This window comes from Siminovitchia sp. FSL W7-1587 (assembly GCF_037963795.1).
Taxonomy (GTDB): Bacteria; Bacillota; Bacilli; order Bacillales; family Bacillaceae_C; genus Siminovitchia; species Siminovitchia thermophila.
In genome coordinates this window covers 1,152,345-1,171,679 of record NZ_CP150169.1, presented here as the reverse complement: position 1 = coordinate 1,171,679, position 19,335 = coordinate 1,152,345, and the positions used below count along the sequence as shown (strand labels likewise).

Genomic DNA, 19,335 nt, shown 5'->3' with positions numbered 1-19,335 from the left:
TTATTGAAAAAAAAGATTTACTTTTTCACGCTTATCTCTATCTTGTTCTTTCCAATTGCCTTTATCATGTCAAATTATATCGTATTCTTAGCCCATTTAATACACGATTATATCAATGGGACTGATACTCCTTTTATAGCACATGAACATTATTTATATATTTTTTCTCTTTTCTTCATTATGGTTTTATTATACGTTTTCTTCCTATCAAAAATGATTATAAATATTTCATCTGAAATAAGGCTTCTTTCACATCTTATAAGGGGGATAGCGAAAGACGAAAACTATCCAGAGCCAGTAGAGCTCCAGGTGTTAAAAAATAGCGAAATGAACCATCTGGGTGAGTCGATAAATATATTAATTGATAGATTAAAATATAATCAGGATAAATATAGGGAATCAGAAGAAATTAGAAAAAGATATTTAGATCAACTTTCACATGATATTAAAACGCCGTTATCTCTCATAAAAATTAATTTATTCTACCTAAAAACGCAACAAAACGTCGAAGAAGCGATAGAAGAAATTAATAAAAATGCAGATATAATATCGACGCTAAGCGACCGAATATATCATAAGAATTATCTGAATCCGGACTCTATCATTACTCATATGTCGCCGGTCAGCTTAAATGACTGCATAATTGCCATTATCGAAAAATGGAACAATGCTTTAAGACATAAGAAAATAAATTGTACCAGCAATATAGAATCTAATATTGTTTGGAAGTTGGATAGAGTATGGTTTGAAAGACTACTTGATAATATTTTGCAAAATGTTTTATACCACTCTAAGGCTAGTCATCTAACTATAGAAGGTGTTAAAGAAAATGATCAAGAACAGTTGACAATAACCGATGATGGTGTGGGTTTTGATTTAAAAAAACAACTTCAGCAATCGAATCAAAAAGGGCTAAATATTATTAATGAAGTTCCTAAGTTGTTAAATCTTCACATTCTAATAGAGAGCAATGATTCTGGCACAAGGATTGTACTAACTAAAATATAGAGAAAGAATGCACGTGATAGGCTCATGTTAGATAAATCAATGATTTAGATTCAGAAGTGTATTTGCTAAGTAAAAAAGGTATAAAATAGTAATTAATAAATGCCGCTTGTCAACAGTATTAAGAATTCAATAAGGATTCCTTATAACTGGGGAAGTGGAAGAGTGCTTCTGTTCAATGATGATAAAACCGTTTTTGTCTGCCTTTGCCCACCTGGTGGCGGACGCAGTCAAATGTTTTTTTCGGTAACTGGCCACTCCTTACGATCCTCCTCAAACAATTCGCTTTGAAGGATCTGTTTCTCATCATGTTTCCGGTACCGGCCCTTCTCCCGCAAGCTCCCATAATGTTTCGGTGAAATGCGGTAAAAGAAAATTGCTCCATATTCTTGCAGAAGCTCAAACATCCTGTCGCATAGAATCATGATCGCACGATAAGTTTGAAAGACATTTGTCAGGATTGATAACCGACCATGTTGAGGTCGGCTATTTCTTTTCTGCGATTACCAAGCATAAAGTGGCGAACGGCCCTAATAGTAGTGATAGTAAAAACCAGTTTAAACCACTCCGGTTTTTTCCTTGAGCGATTCCGGCATTAATGAGCGCCAATGTCCCCCACCCGACAAAATAGCTTTCATTCATTTTTCAACTCTCCTCTTTTTTACTAGTTCAAGTATGACATACATTGAATTGCAATGTGCAATGATTTACCACTATGATACACTTTAGGCATTACGGTCTGTAAGGAGAAGCATGCTATGAAAAAACAATGGTCAACGCCTGCTCTACTTGATCTATTTGCAGAGCAGCGGAATGTTGAGCTCGGAAAGTCGATGGAAGCTTACATGAGATGCCGTCGCGAAGCGTTGAAGTATTTCAAGTCGTAAATGGAGGTGTTCATGTGACAACTGTTTTTATCGATGCAGACGGATGCCCGGTTGTAAATGAAACCATTGCTGTATGCCAAGAGCTCGACATACAATGCGTCATTATTTGTGATACTGCACATGAAATCCACCGAGATGGAGCGAGTACGATCATCGTTTCAAAAGGGGCAGACGCAGTGGATTTCGTTTTAATTAATCGCGTAAAACGCGGTGATATTGTTGTGACACAAGATTATGGATTGGCAGCTATGGCTTTAGCCAAACAGGCATATGCCATCAACCAAAATGGACAATTATATACAGAAGAAAATATTGATCAGCTGCTTTATGCTCGGCATCAGGCTCAAAAAATTCGTCGTGCTGGCGGGCGTTTACCAGGACCGAAAAAGCGCTTGAAGGAACAAGACATTCAATTTACCGATAGTTTACGCCAACTTTGCTTAGCTATTATTGAATGAATTGGAATACAATCATGTATCGCCTTAAATCGTTGGAATTACCTACAACTGCGGGAGGTGAAAAATGTCTAAAGTTGTTTCGGTTCATTCTTTAACAAGTCAGGTCATAAACTGCACAAAAAATTGAAAAGCCAGAAAGAAAAATACTTAAAGTTCTTTCGAAATGGAAAAATAGATACTAGAGACGTCTGCATGCCTTTAGAATGGTCTGCCTTTTGAATCCATACTTTCGAAGAACACAATCCGCATTATTGTGAACATGTTGTTGTCCTTGCTAAAGAAGCAATTGTCGGAGTTTGTAAAATGAAGAGTCCCTTCCGAAATGGACGGGATTTTTTTCGTCTCAAGTACAGGCATTGCCACGCCACGTATCGCTGCTTTACTAATGAATGAGCTTCCTTTTGGTGCGCACTCCATTTGAGGGCTCGGCTGTGCAGGAGGTGTTGCGGGAGAAGAGGAGCTTCGACTAGTGCCGAACGTAACCCGACGTTTTTGCTGTATGTGTAGAGCTAAGCAGTATTTTTAGCTGCTAAACGATTGGATGCTCATTGTGCGGATTCCTGTTGAAGAACGACATGTCGTGAAGCAACGAATGATGAGGTATTCAATAAGTGCAAAAGCGAGTTAGTCGAAATCACCTGGCTAGCTCGCTTCATGTATTAAAAAACTTATTTAACTTTATCCTGTTTTTGTGGTAATAAAATGTCACGAAGAACTACATCATTCAAATGAGGGAGCTGCTTTTTTTCTAATTGCGTCAATCCGTACTTATCTGTATTTTCAAAAACTTCATAAAACTTTAAGATATGACATTAAATTTTCCGTCAGGTAATTTTTCATTCAACATGTTAATTGGTAGCAGTTGCAAGTTTGTAATACGTTTCTTTAGATTAGTATTAAATCTTTCATTTTTGTTTTTCAATATTACTTAAGATATAATAAAAACAGTTTAATCCATAAAGTAGAAGGTGTTGCGATAATGACTTATATGTTGGTCCATGGACTTGGTCAAAATGCTACCAGCTGGCGAAAAGTCATAGACTACATGAAAATAGATTCCGAGAAGATAGTTTCACCTGACTTGTTTCAATTTATTGAAGCAGGAAAAATTGATTATCGTAATTTGTACCATAACTTTTTTGATTATTGCGAAAACCAAGATGGCTCTATTGATTTAGGTGGTCTTTCGTTAGGTGCAATTCTATCTTTAAACTATGCATTGGATCGTCCAGAGAAGGTAAATTCCCTTATTTTAATAAATACACAATATAAAATGCCCCAGTTTCTTCTTTCTGTACAAAACGTAATTTTTCAAGTGCTACCAAATTCCGTATTTAAAAAAATGGGATTACCCAAAAAGGATGCAATCCAATTAATGAAATCTATGAAAGAATTAGATTTCAGCATGAGGCTATCAGAAATATCCTGTAAAACACTTATTCTATGCGGGGAAAAAGATAAGCCAAATCGAAAAGCAGCAAAACAATTAAGCAATCTAATAATGGATGCAAAGTTGAAATTTATTCAAAACGCTGGTCATGAAGCAAATGTAGATAATCCTGAAGGTATGGCGAAAATAATTAAAAGTTTTTGGGTTGAAAATACATAAACTATAGCTTGAATACTGAATTATTCACAATAAAGTGTAAATTACGCTAACGAAATGTAGGGAGTGAACACTAATGAATATATTTCATTCTCGTTTTACTCCCGCTGTAAATTCTATCATAAAAGGTTATTCTCTAGAAGAGATTTCAAAGATTGCTTAGATGCACTATTAAATTTAGTAGCATGTAATGGCATGCAATAATGTATGCTTTTGTGTAGGGATACCATTATAGCTCATCACAAAATTAGTTTGGACGACAGATTGTAATGTTTCTTTCCATATTCAACATATAAACAGATAATTTGAAGCATAAAAGTCCAACTACAAGTAGCAGAATTATACAAATAGGATTTCATTCCAATCCACAGACGTGGCTGGATTTTGAAAACGCCACTTTACATTTTTCCTAAAGATATTAAGTATTTCTATAGCTAATTTCTTCTTTCACCAATAATCTCAATATATCATCAAGAGTAGGTTCGATAATTTCTATTCCCTCAAAACTTATCTTTGAACGAAGTACATAATAATTTAAATCTGAAAAATTTAGTTGGCTATCATCGGAACGATCCTTAACAGTAACATATTCGACATAGTCTTTTGGAAGTAACAGTTCTTCAAGTTTTCCAGAATCTTGAATAACAGTAACAATAATTCTGATTATATTTTTTCTTGTAAAACGTTTAAGATTTGCCGGCGAATCTTGAAGTACTTTTTTACCGTCTTGATAAAACATATTGTGTCGCTTAACATATCAGCTTCTTCTAAATAATGGGTAGTAAGAAAAATGGTAACTTCTAACTCTTTTTTTACAGTACATCGAAAAAATGTAGAATTCTAATGTTCTTTTTTCACCCATAGGGGTCCTGTTACATACCAAATAACAGTCACAATAATGAATCCAGGTAATGCTTCGAAGGTGTTATGTGATTCTCCAGTCATAGTAAGTATCATATAAAAAACGCCCATAACAATTAGATAAATGAGTACAGCAAGTAGCCATTTTTTAAAGTGAAACATTTCATAGTGGTAATCTTTTTTCTTGTTTGTTTTAACTCTATTCATTTTATTATCCAACCATTTAATAATCGTTTTTCCAAATGCTATTGTTACACCTAAATAAATACCAGACAAACTATGACTATAAGAAAAAGGTTCACCCATTAATAGGGAGACAATATTAAAAATAATTAATAGCAAATCGTCTATTGGAATAAGTATTAGGAAAAAGTTCCCAAGCTTAGCATTTTTAGTGATTGATCTGAAAAAGACACCCAGAATTGCAAAGACCCAGAATAAGATTTCACATATAATAATGAGAGTTAAAATGAGCATTTCAACTCCTCCAATCATCAAATTTCAATAATATTTGATTCATATAATTGAAAAATGTTTGATTAAAAGGAATGACTTTCGGCTCTTTTAACAAGCTTTCTTCTAATATATCGAAGTACTTTTTTTCTAAATGACGGTCACCATTAAATAATGGTGGAACGACCTGAATGTATTTTGCATATATTTGTTGTTCTAGCAAATCATTTGATTTTTCCATACCGCGCCTGATCATTTGTAGAAGTTCTTTCATATCTGAATGAATGTCAGCAGGATTATCTAAATTAGGGAGATTCTTTAATATTTCTATTTCTTCTAAGCTAAAATCATCTGATGAAAAAGTGTTATCTTTATCTATGTCATTATGTGTTATATATTCGAGAAGTCTATGAATATCAAGAGACATCATTTTAGGGTTTATTTCTATCCCATTTTTTAGTCTTAATAGATTGTTCTTTCTATTCATTAATTTATCCATTTCTTCCTCTATAACTGAAATTTCTAAATCAATCGCATTTTCCAGATGCTTATTTGTATTCTCAGAATGAATATTTTCTAACATTATTTTGATTTGATCGAGACCCATGCCCATTTTTTTAAAATTTAGAATAATTTGCAAATCAATTAAATGAGCATTGTTATAATATCTGTAGTTTGTCATTGGATCAACATTGGGTAGAAGCAAACCAATCTCATGGTAATACCTCAATGTTCGCTGCGAAATATTAAATCTTTTGCTTACTTCTGAGATTGTATACAAAATAATCTCCTCCTCATAAACATCTTGACATTCACGTCAACGTGAATGTCAAGATGTTTATGAGGTGATTTTAATGGATAATAAACAAAAATTTTTTGTGCATTTGATAACATTTATAGTGGGGCATATTGTTCTAAATATCTTTATCAGATTGGAGAAAGTACCTAAAAGCCTTGAGAACATACAGCATATTTTCAAATCGAACAAAATATGGGTTTATTTTAGTGAAGTGAATATAACCATTATTGTTATTTGGTTAGTCATTTTAATAATAGATTTCTTTTTTGTATTTTTAAATCAAAAAAAACGTTAAAATTTGGCCCCATGTTTGAGGCCATGTTAAAGGGTGAGATGGACTGTTCATCCTGGACACGCTCCTTCCCCATGGTTCTGTCTTCGGGAGACTCTTATTGAATAGAAGAACGTGGCTACTCTAAAAAAAGTAAACCGGCTAACATATAATTCATTTAAGGTGTCCTTGTCATTTTTGATTTATATCTTCTATATATGAGGATAGCTGCCGGTGATAACTAGTAAGCTGTCAATTAATAATGTCATATAGATTGATGTTGCGGTATTGGGCAGCTGTTTTCCTCCTGTACCTTTATGATTCGTATGGTCAACCATCTTTTTATGATCATCCTTACGGCCGATTTGTCATCACTTGCTTTATCAGGAATTTTACCGACTTTGTTATCAGGTTTTACGGGTTGTTTACCGTCCTTTGAATTTTCAGGTTGGTCGGCAGTTCATTTCTGGGGTGTTTTATTAAGATTCGTATGAGTCTTTCATTTAGAAGTAGGGACGTAGATCCCGAACTACATCTTAAATCCAGATTTTCTTAAAATAAAAAATGTTGTAATGTATATAGTAGGAATAGCAACTAATAAATATAAAATTCCTTTAGGCATAAACATATTATAAAAGTAGAAGAATAATGTTGCCCAAATGCAAGTAATTAATAATCCAAGTGTTTTTTTCATATTGAAAATATGCCCTCCCGAAAATGATAATGATCAAATGCTTAGTAAATTATGACAGATTTAAATCGTGTTCATTGATTTATGTAGTTAACATATCTCTATATCGCCATTATTCTTCTTTTTATCTCTTTTATCAATCTGTTATGCCATATTTGTGCCTATGTCTAATCGTTTAATTCACTAGCTCCGCAAACTTCTGCTATCCATGCTAGCTTTGGATTCCCAAACTATCCATTGAAGTCGTTAGTTCGTTCATAATCAACATTAAGTTCTGATGAATCTGCAAGACGACGACTAATAAATACAATTCCACCTATTGCCAAAGTTGCAGTTAATACAGCTACTTTCTTTAATTAATATACTTTTTTATCCTCTGCCTTCAAACAGCAAAGGACGCTTATGCTCTATCCTCATTATGAAGTTTCACTTTATATGTTCAAAAGCCACCATCTTCGAGAAAAGAGCCATTAAACATATACTTGGAACACTTATGGAGCCTTTTACTGTAGAAGATGTCACTCTTTTGATCCGTTGTCATTTCGAAAAAACCGCCAATAAATAGAGTATGGAATAACGGAGCCAAGGAGTAAAAAATACTTATTCACAATGATATCCGCTTTTCCTTGTGCGTTAAAATGAATGGGAATGGCTTCAGGTAAAAACAAGCAAATAACAAATATAACGGCAGCAATTAGTATAAAAACGATGATATCTTTTAATGTCATCTTATATCCCAACCTTTCATTAAATAACTGCTGAGCGACAAGCTGTTTGATACATGAAGGTTGATGCGATGGTAATCACAATCGCTACTCCCCATAACAGAGGGAGGAGTGGAAAAGATACAAACCAATGAAGCAGAACAGGCAGAGCGACTGCTGCCATGCTGATTAAACTAGACGCAATCACCGGAAGGCTTTGCTTTACAATGATCATTTCATTATCCCAAGTGAAGTTCGGATGCTTTTTATTGAGAAAAAGACCGAGGATAACAGAAAATAGCGAATAGGCGATCGGAATAAGCAATGTGCTCACAGTTTGTAATGTATTCATTTGTATACGTGTCATTATAGCTATAATCACGAGACAATAGGCAACAGCATGTAATGTTAAATTAACCGCCAGTTTACTATTTAAAATCTCTTTGGTGGAGATGGGGGAACTTTGTACGATCCAAATATGTTTACCTTCCAATGAAATAAAGAATGCAGCCGGGCAACTTAAGGAGAGCATAGCGGAAATAAGCACCGGAGCATATGTCGGGAGAAAACGATGGATATGATCCATACCGATAAATTTTCCTAACTGCTCTGGAGATAGGAGCACCAGAAAAATGCTAAAAAGAGACAATAGGATCACTCCAAGCCCAGCATTTAGTACGGCTGTATAAGAACTGAAAAATAGCGAGAAATCTTTGTGATAAAGTGCAACGAATGGAGATCTTTGTTTAATCACGTTTTTCTGCTTAGCCCTATATTTTGATGATGTGCTTGCCAGGTCGTTAAGTGCACTGTACCTCATGGAGACAAAATGGATAAAAAGGTAGAAGACAGCAGTCGATAGGGCGATAAAGATTCCTAAACGAATCGATACGTGAAAGCGCGCGTCATCTAGAAATAAAATGGCAGGAGGGTACAGTTTAGTAATTTGTCCCGCTAGCATAGCTCCAACATTTGCAATCCCTGCTTCCGATTGCAAAATAAAGACCGCCCCATATCCTACTACGCCAAGTGCGACAAAGGAAAATATCAGGGAGAACATGTTGCTATTTTTAAAATAAGAAGCGATGTATACGATGCATAATCCAAGCAAAGAAGCGATGCACATTGGAATGATTGGAACAAAAAATATGGAAATAACATAAAGCACCATTTGCAACATGTCTAAAGGTGTGTGCATCATCCATACAATGCCACCTGAAGCCATAAATACAAAAGCAACCACGAAATGAAGGAGATACATCAATAAAAATTTACTGGTTATGATTTCACTGAATTTGACAGGTAATGCTAACAACATATCTAAATCACGACTTCCGAATAAAATGCCATTGGAACGAAGCACGGTTAAAATAAAAATAGCAAAGCTCGCTATCGAAACCATATAAGCAGGTATTAAATCCTGCTTTCCGAGTTGGACGAGGGCGAGTGCTGTCAACCAATTATAGATACAAAACAAAAGCACAAATGTGATAACACCAACAGCGGTTATGACCATTGTTTTCTTTTTCGTTCCAGATTGCTTGATTTCATTAAGCGCCAAATAGTTCATGATTTGGGTTCGGAGTAGCAGATAGGCTCTACTCATGGGCTCTGTACCTCCATAAAAAAATCTTCCAACGATTGATTGCCTTTAACAGCTTCAGTAGGACCACTTGCTATCAACTTGCCGTTATGAATGATGGCAATTTTGTTACATAGTTTTTCTGCCACATCGAGAACATGCGTTGAAAAGAAAATAGCGCCACCGTTTGAAGCACATTCCTGCATCGCCTGTTTTAATAAATAAGAAGCTTTCGGATCAAGCCCAATAAATGGCTCATCTAAAATGAAGAGTTTGGGTGCATGAACCAAAGCAGCAATAATAGCAGTTCTTCGCCTCATCCCATGAGAATAGGAAGAGATAACATTCCCAAGGTTTGGCGTCATTTCAAATAAATCACTATATTTTTTAATCGCTTGTTTCCGCTTAGCGGTTGGAACGTGATATAGGTCCGCAATGAAATGAATATACTGGTATCCAGTCAGATGTTCATATAAATTTGTCTGATCGGGAATATACGCCATTTTGGATTTGCAAGTCAACGGATCTTTTTGAATGCAATGGCCATCGATGAGGATTTCTCCTTGGTCAAAATGGTGAATGCCGACGACTGCTTTTATGGTAGTTGTTTTTCCTGAGCCATTGCCACCGATAAATCCAAAAATATCTCCCTTTTCGACACATAGTGTTAATTGATCAACGGCTTTCTTATTGTTTTTATAGACCTTCGTGAGCTGGTTGATTTCTAAAATAGGCATAAATCGTGCTCCTTCCTTACTGACAATTTGTCAGTTGACTGGTAAAGAATACCCAATGGTAAAACACCATTGGTTTTCGAAATGACTGCAAAATATAACGTTTTATCGTATGAGAATATCGCCAAGCTTCATACACCAGTTAAAAGATCGTTGTTTTAGTGCCTAAGGCGCGCTCGAGTAAACTTTTGTATGCTTCATAATAAAGCAGTTTTTTTTCGTTCGACAACGTACTTGTATCAATAGAAACGAATACATAACCGTTGATGAGAAAAGAAGCTGTTTGCAACGGTCGGTCTACATGAAAAACGCCTTCCGAGATACCTTGCTCCATAATATGCCCCAAATAAGTGGTGAGTTTCTCAGAAATTTTATGAGCGAAACGATCCATTAAATAGCGATTTTGGTTCAAATCAACACTGTTTTGCAATGCAATCATGTCAGGAGTTGCGCTGTTTGGCTGTATGAGAGTAGCTTCTATAAAGGAGCGAATCTTTTCGATGGCCGATTTGTCGTCATAGGTGATTTTAAACAATCGTTCTATCATTGGTTCGGAATATCGTTCCACTAAACAATACAGTATATCTTCTTTGTCTTTGAAGTGGTAGTATAGCAAGCCTCGAGAGATATTGGCTTTGGTTATAATATCTTGTGTTGTTGTTTTTAAATATCCTTTTTTAACAAATAAGTGTAATGCAGCTTCCATGATTTCGGCCCTGCGAACTTCCGGATCTTTGACATCTCGCACACAATCACCTCTCTAATGGCGAGTATATACAACAACTGACACTTTGTCAATTCAATGTAGAGGCGGGTTACATCATTTCATCCCGCCAACGTTTTTATCACTGCCTTTTAACGACTTAATTATGAAAAAATGCTGAGTAATAAAATACAAATATGTGAATCGTTCCGATCAACTCGAACTGTCAAAAGTGATCAAAATAAGTAAGATCGCATTTCACTTCATTTAACTGTTAATCATTCCATTCACTTTGAAACCAGTCAATTATTGTTCATTCTTTTGTACAAATATAGTGGTTACCATGGGCGTTATATGTTATGAAAGTCGTTTCAGTTGGTGTCGTATATTTACGGATGAAAAGAAGTAGCAAGTCGCATGATTATTTAGAAGGTTGGAAGAATCCGGAAAATGATAAGACAAGCGCATGTCCGTTCCGACCGCCTATTTTTACGAGAGCTTTACAAAAGTTCATATTAAAGTTTTCGCAGCTTGACTCCTTGCACGGAATGGTTCGGTCCTTTTTCCAAAATCAATTGCGCGCGCTGTTTGGTTGGCAAGATGTTAGAGACTAGGTTAAGCCCGTTGATTTCCCTCCAGATCCTCAGCGCCGTTTCTGTAGCTTCTTCGTCTTCAAGGGATGCGTAATGGTGGAAATAAGAGTTCGGGTTGCTAAACGCCGTTCGTTGCAGCACTTTAAACCGTTCGACATACCAACGGGCGATATCGTCTTCATCAGCATCGACATAAATGGAGAAGTCAAAAAGGTCCGACACAAACAGCTTAGGAATGTACTTGCCGTTTCGTTGTTCGGATTCGCCTGTTTGCAGTACGTTAAGCCCTTCGACGATGACAATATCCGGTTTGCGAATCGTTTGTACTTGACCCGGTACAATATCGTACGCCATGTGTGAATAAACCGGAGCCGCTACTTCAGGGCGTCCCGATTTAACGTCAGCCAAAAATCGAATCAGGCGTCGTATGTTGTAGCTTTCCGGAAAGCCTTTGCGTTTCATTAAACCGCGCTCTTCCAAGATGCGGTTCGGATATAAGAAGCCGTCCGTCGTTACGAGATCGACTTTAGGTGTATTCGGCCAGCGCGAAAGCAGCGCTTGTAAAATGCGGGCAGTCGTGCTTTTTCCAACAGCTACACTTCCGGCAATGCCGATGATGTACGGCACCTTCTCCGTCGGATGTCGTAAAAATGTTTTCGTTACTCGGTACGTATCTTGACTGCTAGCAACGTAAAGGTTTAACAATCTTGACAGAGGCAAATAAATTTCCGATACGTCTTCCAATGAGATTTGTTCGTTAATTCCCTTGAGCTTCACGAGCTCGTCCTCAGACAGCGGAAGCGGGGTCGAATTTCGTAATTGCCGCCACTCTTCACGTGTGAATGAGATGTACGGGGAAACATGTTCATTAACTAGCATACCTGGTTTCTCCTACTGTATTGTTTGTTTCTTCATTTTGACAAATTATGATGTTTTTTTCAATATCGAATTTGACTGCTTAAGAACCGTAAGGGTGAGGAATGCTTATGCATACGGGATGTGGTTAGACGTATGACCTGACACCTCCTGCAGACAATGAACGAAGCATGAGCTTTTTCAATTGATGGAAAGAAAAAATCCCGAAACTGCTTCCAGAAGAAAAATGCACCATCACCTTCTTTAAAATATCAGATGTAGAGGTTTGAGGAGAAAAATGGTTGACATTCCGCCTTCGTTTTTTTGAACATTCTTTGATTTATGGAAAAAATTCTTCTTTCGTTGAAAAACTGTAAAAGCAGTTTTGGCAAATCCCATCTTTTTGGTAACTGTTTATGGAAGTTTCTCGATATTTACCGTTGTTGTACGGGAAGAGAATTTTTGACTGGAGGAACAAAGTGACAGAACTTCCGAACCATTGGCGATATGGAATCCAAACGGCCCCCCATATCACCTCCCGCATGAAGAAAAGAAAATATATTAGAGTGCCAAAGAAGGGAAGTCATGATAAAAGTCAAGCAACTAAACCTAAACATGACCTTGCGACGCGCATATTTGAATGAACAGCGTAGAAGTAAGCAAAGGGAAATATCAAGCCCTTAGGATGTTCGCATTCCTTCATTAAATGGCGTGTCCATCAATGAGGGCAAAACAAGGTACAATTTATTTATAGTAGACTGATCTATCTTCGATAAGCAAATTGGAAAAGGTATTTTCACGAACTTTCATAAATCCTACATCTAAATGGCGGCCAGCAAGCGATAGCGCGTTAGCGAATCAAACGCGTCTATAATGATTCGAGAAGATCTTGACACGTACGCCATTAACAGGATTAGTGGGGAAAATGCTTATCCGCCGTTGTCATGGGGAAGATAATACGCATTGAATCAAAAAGGTGGCAGGGCAACACCTTTCCAAAATTTAAAACGTGCATCAGTTTGAAGTGAAGTCACCCTCTTGTCAACATGGAAACGTGGAATGCGCGGTTTGATAAGGGAGAAGTTTTGTCTATTAAAAAAATATATTGACCAAGACAGACAACGGTGGTACTATAACTCTGCTGGAGCAATCCGGTGAACTCAAAAAAAGAATTTCAAAATGAGTTGACAGCATTTTATATGCGTGTTATATTAATAAAGTCGCCTCTTGAGCGGCAAACGAAAGTTTGATCTTTGAAAACTGAACGAAACGAAACGTCAATCAATAATTAATTAGTCAGCTTTAATTATGAGCTAACCAAACTTTTACATGAGAGTTTGATCCTGGCTCAGGACGAACGCTGGCGGCGTGCCTAATACATGCAAGTCGAGCGGACAAAAGAGGAGCTTGCTCCTTTTTAGTCAGCGGCGGACGGGTGAGTAACACGTGGGCAACCTGCCTGTAAGACTGGGATAACTCCGGGAAACCGGGGCTAATACCGGATAATTTCTTTTTCCGCATGGAGAAAGGATAAAAGACGGCTCTGCTGTCACTTACAGATGGGCCCGCGGCGCATTAGCTAGTTGGTGGGGTAACGGCCTACCAAGGCAACGATGCGTAGCCGACCTGAGAGGGTGATCGGCCACACTGGGACTGAGACACGGCCCAGACTCCTACGGGAGGCAGCAGTAGGGAATCTTCCGCAATGGACGCAAGTCTGACGGAGCAACGCCGCGTGAGTGATGAAGGTCTTCGGATCGTAAAACTCTGTTATCAGGGAAGAACCCGCATCGGAGTAACTGCCGATGCGTTGACGGTACCTGACCAGAAAGCCACGGCTAACTACGTGCCAGCAGCCGCGGTAATACGTAGGTGGCAAGCGTTGTCCGGAATTATTGGGCGTAAAGCGCGCGCAGGCGGCTTCTTAAGTCTGATGTGAAAGCCCACGGCTCAACCGTGGAGGGTCATTGGAAACTGGGAGGCTTGAGTGCAGAAGAGGAGAGCGGAATTCCACGTGTAGCGGTGAAATGCGTAGAGATGTGGAGGAACACCAGTGGCGAAGGCGGCTCTCTGGTCTGTAACTGACGCTGAGGCGCGAAAGCGTGGGTAGCGAACAGGATTAGATACCCTGGTAGTCCACGCCGTAAACGATGAGTGCTAAGTGTTAGGGGGTTTCCGCCCCTTAGTGCTGCAGCAAACGCATTAAGCACTCCGCCTGGGGAGTACGGCCGCAAGGCTGAAACTCAAAGGAATTGACGGGGGCCCGCACAAGCGGTGGAGCATGTGGTTTAATTCGAAGCAACGCGAAGAACCTTACCAGGTCTTGACATCCCGATGCCCGCTTTAGAGATAAAGTTTTCCCTTCGGGGACATCGGTGACAGGTGGTGCATGGTTGTCGTCAGCTCGTGTCGTGAGATGTTGGGTTAAGTCCCGCAACGAGCGCAACCCTTGATCTTAGTTGCCAGCATTAAGTTGGGCACTCTAAGGTGACTGCCGGTGACAAACCGGAGGAAGGTGGGGATGACGTCAAATCATCATGCCCCTTATGACCTGGGCTACACACGTGCTACAATGGATGGTACAAAGGGCCGCGAGACCGCGAGGTGGAGCGAATCCCATAAAACCATTCTCAGTTCGGATTGCAGGCTGCAACTCGCCTGCATGAAGCCGGAATCGCTAGTAATCGCGGATCAGCATGCCGCGGTGAATACGTTCCCGGGCCTTGTACACACCGCCCGTCACACCACGAGAGTTTGTAACACCCGAAGTCGGTGGGGTAACCATTTGGAGCCAGCCGCCGAAGGTGGGACAGATGATTGGGGTGAAGTCGTAACAAGGTAGCCGTATCGGAAGGTGCGGCTGGATCACCTCCTTTCTAAGGATAATTGAAATGTGGAGGCGACTGCTCGGCAGGAGCCGCAACTGAACATTTCCAATAGATACAAATTGACGCTTTCGTTTCGTTTAGTTTTGAGAGGTCAAACCTTTCTCGCTTTATGAGAAACAACTCTCAAAACATGTGCTCACTTGCGGCACAGCGTGTTCGAGGAACTTCACCTCGTCGCAAAGCTGCATGAAGCATAGGCGCTGATCAATCACATGACGTGATGGAAGTCAGCAGCTTCGTTCTTTGAAAACCGGATAACATGAGAAGAAACAAACCGAGAATCGTTCACCTTATGGATGCTCCATTATGGAGAAACCATAAGAAGTGTAAAACCTTTAGGTTTGAGTGTCAGTATCACTCAACCAAGGGCAACGAGAAGCGAGAAGATCAAGGGAGCGACTGAATGAGCACCAGAGCGCACTACGAGTGCGTGATGACGTGAATGAGGGAGCTGACACAGAGATTCGACGCTAATCGTTGACCGAAAAAGATTAAGTTAATAAGGGCGCACGGTGAATGCCTTGGCACTAGGAGCCGATGAAGGACGGGACGAACACCGATATGCTTCGGGGAGCTGTAAGCAAGCTGATCCGGAGATTTCCGAATGGGGAAACCCACTGCCAGTAATGAGGCAGTATCCATTTCTGAATCCATAGGGAATGGAAGGCATACCCGGGGAACTGAAACATCTAAGTACCCGGAGGAAGAGAAAGAAAAATCGATTCCCCCAGTAGCGGCGAGCGAAACGGGAAGAGCCCAAACCGAAAGGCTTGCCTTTCGGGGTTGTAGGACACTCAAAGTGGAGTGATAAAGGAACGGCGTAGACGAAGCGGCCTGGAAAGGCCGGCCAAAGAAGGTAACAGCCCTGTAGTTGAAACGTCGATCCCTCCCGAGTGGATCCTGAGTACGGCGGGACACGAGAAATCCCGTCGGAATCCGGGAGGACCATCTCCCAAGGCTAAATACTCCCTAGTGACCGATAGTGAACCAGTACCGTGAGGGAAAGGTGAAAAGCACCCCGGGAGGGGAGTGAAATAGAACCTGAAACCGTGTGCCTACAAGTAGTCAGAGCACCGCGTGTGTGATGGCGTGCCTTTTGTAGAATGAACCGGCGAGTTGCGATTTCATGCAAGGTTAAGTTGAAAAGACGGAGCCGCAGCGAAAGCGAGTCTGAATAGGGCGCAAGAGTATGAGGTCGCAGACCCGAAACCAGGTGATCTACCCATGTCCAGGGTGAAGGTCAGGTAACACTGACTGGAGGCCCGAACCCACGTATGTTGAAAAATGCGGGGATGAGGTGTGGGTAGGGGTGAAATTCCAATCGAACCTGGAGATAGCTGGTTCTCTCCGAAATAGCTTTAGGGCTAGCCTCAAGGTGAGAGTATTGGAGGTAGAGCACTGTTTGGACGAGGGGCCCTCATCGGGTTACCGACTTCAGACAAACTCCGAATGCCAAATACTTATCCTTGGGAGTCAGACTGCGAGTGATAAGATCCGTAGTCGAGAGGGAAACAACCCAGACCACCAGCTAAGGTCCCCAAGTATACGTTAAGTGGAAAAGGATGTGGAGTTGCTTAGACAACCAGGATGTTGGCTTAGAAGCAGCCACCATTCAAAGAGTGCGTAATAGCTCACTGGTCGAGTGACTCTGCGCCGAAAATGTACCGGGGCTAAACGTATCACCGAAGCTGTGGATTGCAATAGCAATGGTAGGAGAGCGTTCCAAGCGCGGCGAAGTCGTCTTGAAAGAGGCGGTGGAGTGCTTGGAAGTGAGAATGCCGGTATGAGTAGCGAAAGAAGGGTGAGAATCCCTTCCACCGAAAGCCTAAGGTTTCCTGAGGAAGGCTCGTCCGCTCAGGGTAAGTCGGGACCTAAGCCGAGGCCGAAAGGCGTAGGCGATGGATAACAGGTTGAGATTCCTGTACCGCCTCATTGCCGTTTGAGTGATGGAGGGACGCAGGAGGATAAGGCAAGCGCGCAGCTGGAAAAGCGCGTCCAAGCAGTAAGGCCGGTAAGTAGGCAAATCCGCTTACCGTGTAGGCTGAGCTGTGATGGCGAGGGAAAAAAAGTACCGAAGTTCCTGATTCCACACTGCCGAGAAAAGCTTCTAGCGAGGCAATAGGCGCCCGTACCGCAAACCGACACAGGTAGGCGAGGAGAGAATCCTAAGGTGAGCGAGAGAACTCTCGTTAAGGAACTCGGCAAAATGACCCCGTAACTTCGGGAGAAGGGGTGCTTTTTAGGGTGAATAGCCCTGAGAAGCCGCAGTGAATAGGCCCAGGCGACTGTTTAGCAAAAACACAGGTCTCTGCGAAGCCGCAAGGCGAAGTATAGGGGCTGACGCCTGCCCGGTGCTGGAAGGTTAAGAGGAGAGGTCAGCTTAGGCGAAGCTTCGAATTGAAGCCCCAGTAAACGGCGGCCGTAACTATAACGGTCCTAAGGTAGCGAAATTCCTTGTCGGGTAAGTTCCGACCCGCACGAAAGGCGCAACGATCTGGGCACTGTCTCAACGAGAGACTCGGTGAAATTATAGTACCTGTGAAGATGCAGGTTACCCGCGACAGGACGGAAAGACCCCGTGGAGCTTTACTGTAGCTTGATATTGACTGTCTGTGCAGCTTGTACAGGATAGGTAGGAGCCATGGAAACGGGAGCGCCAGCTTCCGTGGAGGCAACGGTGGGATACTACCCTGGCTGTATGGACCGTCTAACCCGCGACCCTGATCGGGTTGGGAGACAGTGTCAGGCAGGCAGTTTGACTGGGGCGGTCGCCTCCTAAAAGGTAACGGAGGCGCCCAAAGGTTCCCTCAGAATGGTTGGAAATCATTCGCAGAGTGTAAAGGCAGAAGGGAGCTTGACTGCGAGACCTACAAGTCGAGCAGGGACGAAAGTCGGGCTTAGTGATCCGGTGGTTCCGCATGGAAGGGCCATCGCTCAACGGATAAAAGCTACCCCGGGGATAACAGGCTTATCTCCCCCAAGAGTTCACATCGACGGGGAGGTTTGGCACCTCGATGTCGGCTCATCGCATCCTGGGGCTGTAGTCGGTCCCAAGGGTTGGGCTGTTCGCCCATTAAAGCGGTACGCGAGCTGGGTTCAGAACGTCGTGAGACAGTTCGGTCCCTATCCGTCGCGGGCGCAGGAAATTTGAGAGGAGCTGTCCTTAGTACGAGAGGACCGGGATGGACGCACCGCTGGTGTACCAGTTGTCTCGCCAGAGGCATAGCTGGGTAGCTATGTGCGGAAGGGATAAGTGCTGAAAGCATCTAAGCATGAAGCCCCCCTCAAGATGAGATTTCCCATTGTCTGGCTTGCCAGGCAACGTAAGATCCCTGAAAGATGATCAGGTAGATAGGTCCGGTGTGGAAGTGTGGCGACACATGGAGCTGACGGATACTAATCGATCGAGGACTTAATCAAATATAAAAAGCGCAGGACGCTCGTCCATCGCTGCAGCTCACTGGAGCTTCTGGCGGAAAAGTCAATCGACTTTGCCAGAAGAAGCGAAGTGACGCAAAGCGATAGCGTCCGGAGCTGGATTGAACAAAAACGGTTCTCGGAAATCTTCTCATGTATCCTGGTTTTGAGAGAATGAAAAAAACTCTTGAAAAATACATAAAACGTATTATAATAAGATATGTTGTTAATTTTTGTCTGGTGGCGATAGCGAAGAGGCAACACCCGTTCCCATCCCGAACACGGAAGTTAAGTTCTTCAGCGCCGATGGTAATGAGGGGTTTCCCCTTGTGAGAGCAGGACGTTGCCGGGCAAACAGGACATCCATATTAATGGATGTCTTATTTTAGTTTATTTAAAAAGTATTGAAAGATATAAAGAAACTCAATGTAAGCGAGGATCAGAAGGACCAAGAAGATCGAGGAATCAAGGGAGAGAGACTCGCAATGGGCAATGCCCATGAGAATCGAGCGAGTGCAGATGACGAAGAGATTCGCCGGTCATCATGATCCGCAGCCCGAACACGGAAGTTAAGTTCGCGCGCCGATGGTAATGAGGGGCTTCCCCTTGTGAGAGCAGGACGTTGCCGGGCAAACAGGACATCCATATTAATGGATGTCTTATTTTAGTTTATTTAAAAAGTATTGAAAGATATAAAGAAACTCAATGTAAGCGAGGATCAGAAGGACCAAGAAGATCGAGGAATCAAGGGAGAGAGACTCGCAATGGGCAATGCCCATGAGAATCGAGCGAGTGCAGATGACGAAGAGATTCGCCGGTCATCATGAT

Annotated in this window: 13 protein-coding genes, 3 rRNA genes and 1 pseudogene; 7 read left to right on the top strand and 10 right to left on the bottom strand. The window is 41.2% G+C overall.

Annotation, left to right across the window (positions count from 1 at the left end):
• Positions 1-3: 3 nt before the first annotated feature.
• Positions 4-1,008, top strand: a complete 1,005-nt coding sequence (locus tag NST31_RS05550; protein ID WP_139345691.1) for a HAMP domain-containing sensor histidine kinase — start codon at positions 4-6, stop codon at positions 1,006-1,008.
• 483 nt (positions 1,009-1,491) lie between these two features.
• Here NST31_RS05550 and NST31_RS05545 read toward each other — a convergent pair whose 3' ends face one another.
• Positions 1,492-1,647: a hypothetical protein gene (locus tag NST31_RS05545; protein ID WP_171973967.1), complete on the bottom strand. Its 156-nt coding sequence runs from the start codon at positions 1,645-1,647 to the stop codon at positions 1,492-1,494.
• 116 nt (positions 1,648-1,763) lie between these two features.
• Between NST31_RS05545 and NST31_RS05540 the strand changes: the two genes are divergently transcribed.
• From NST31_RS05540 to NST31_RS05530, 3 genes are all read left to right on the top strand, one after another.
• Positions 1,764-1,892: a hypothetical protein gene (locus tag NST31_RS05540; RefSeq protein ID WP_268921017.1), complete on the top strand. Its 129-nt coding sequence runs from the start codon at positions 1,764-1,766 to the stop codon at positions 1,890-1,892.
• Positions 1,893-1,906: 14 nt separating this feature from the next.
• Positions 1,907-2,350, top strand: a complete 444-nt coding sequence (locus NST31_RS05535; RefSeq protein WP_077113020.1) for a YaiI/YqxD family protein — start codon at positions 1,907-1,909, stop codon at positions 2,348-2,350.
• A 979-nt stretch (positions 2,351-3,329) separates the two neighbouring features.
• A complete protein-coding gene (locus NST31_RS05530) occupies positions 3,330-3,959 on the top strand; it encodes an alpha/beta fold hydrolase (RefSeq protein ID WP_339164426.1) in 630 nt (209 codons plus the stop codon).
• Positions 3,960-4,145: 186 nt separating this feature from the next.
• Here NST31_RS05530 and NST31_RS05525 read toward each other — a convergent pair.
• The 9 genes and pseudogenes from NST31_RS05525 to coaA form a co-directional block, all read right to left on the bottom strand.
• Positions 4,146-4,238 (bottom strand): annotated as a pseudogene (locus NST31_RS05525) (hypothetical protein); the annotation flags it as partial.
• Between the two features lie 136 nt (positions 4,239-4,374).
• On the bottom strand, positions 4,375-4,695 hold the full coding sequence (locus tag NST31_RS05520) for a hypothetical protein (RefSeq protein ID WP_339164425.1): 321 nt from the start codon (positions 4,693-4,695) through the stop codon (positions 4,375-4,377).
• A gap of 101 nt (positions 4,696-4,796) precedes the next feature.
• Positions 4,797-5,294 (bottom strand): hypothetical protein, encoded by a 498-nt coding sequence (locus NST31_RS05515; protein ID WP_339164423.1) that lies wholly within the window; start codon positions 5,292-5,294, stop codon positions 4,797-4,799.
• A 1-nt stretch (position 5,295) separates the two neighbouring features.
• Positions 5,296-6,051 (bottom strand): MerR family transcriptional regulator, encoded by a 756-nt coding sequence (locus NST31_RS05510; protein WP_077113024.1) that lies wholly within the window; start codon positions 6,049-6,051, stop codon positions 5,296-5,298.
• 1,498 nt (positions 6,052-7,549) lie between these two features.
• The gene (locus tag NST31_RS05505) at positions 7,550-7,759 is read right to left on the bottom strand and encodes a DUF1648 domain-containing protein (protein ID WP_077113027.1); all 210 of its coding nucleotides are present in this window, start codon (positions 7,757-7,759) and stop codon (positions 7,550-7,552) included.
• 19 nt (positions 7,760-7,778) lie between these two features.
• A complete protein-coding gene (locus tag NST31_RS05500; RefSeq protein WP_339164420.1) occupies positions 7,779-9,341 on the bottom strand; it encodes a hypothetical protein in 1,563 nt (520 codons plus the stop codon).
• The gene (locus tag NST31_RS05495; protein WP_339165483.1) at positions 9,338-10,048 is read right to left on the bottom strand and encodes an ABC transporter ATP-binding protein; all 711 of its coding nucleotides are present in this window, start codon (positions 10,046-10,048) and stop codon (positions 9,338-9,340) included. The genes NST31_RS05500 and NST31_RS05495 overlap by 4 nt, the downstream gene beginning before the upstream one ends.
• Positions 10,049-10,193: 145 nt before the next feature.
• Positions 10,194-10,799 (bottom strand): TetR/AcrR family transcriptional regulator, encoded by a 606-nt coding sequence (locus NST31_RS05490; protein ID WP_339164419.1) that lies wholly within the window; start codon positions 10,797-10,799, stop codon positions 10,194-10,196.
• 470 nt (positions 10,800-11,269) lie between these two features.
• Positions 11,270-12,226, bottom strand: coding sequence for a type I pantothenate kinase (coaA, locus tag NST31_RS05485; RefSeq protein ID WP_339164417.1), 957 nt, complete (start codon positions 12,224-12,226; stop codon positions 11,270-11,272).
• Positions 12,227-13,527: 1,301 nt separating this feature from the next.
• On the opposite strand from coaA, the gene NST31_RS05480 reads away from it, so the two are divergent.
• The 3 genes from NST31_RS05480 to rrf all read left to right on the top strand — a co-directional run bounded on the left by NST31_RS05480 (position 13,528) and on the right by rrf (position 18,859).
• Positions 13,528-15,078, top strand: a 16S ribosomal RNA gene (locus NST31_RS05480).
• A 501-nt stretch (positions 15,079-15,579) separates the two neighbouring features.
• Positions 15,580-18,510 (top strand): 23S ribosomal RNA (locus NST31_RS05475).
• A 233-nt stretch (positions 18,511-18,743) separates the two neighbouring features.
• Positions 18,744-18,859 (top strand): 5S ribosomal RNA (rrf, locus tag NST31_RS05470).
• Together the 16S, 23S and 5S rRNA genes form the textbook arrangement of a ribosomal RNA operon.
• Positions 18,860-19,335 lie beyond the last annotated feature (476 nt).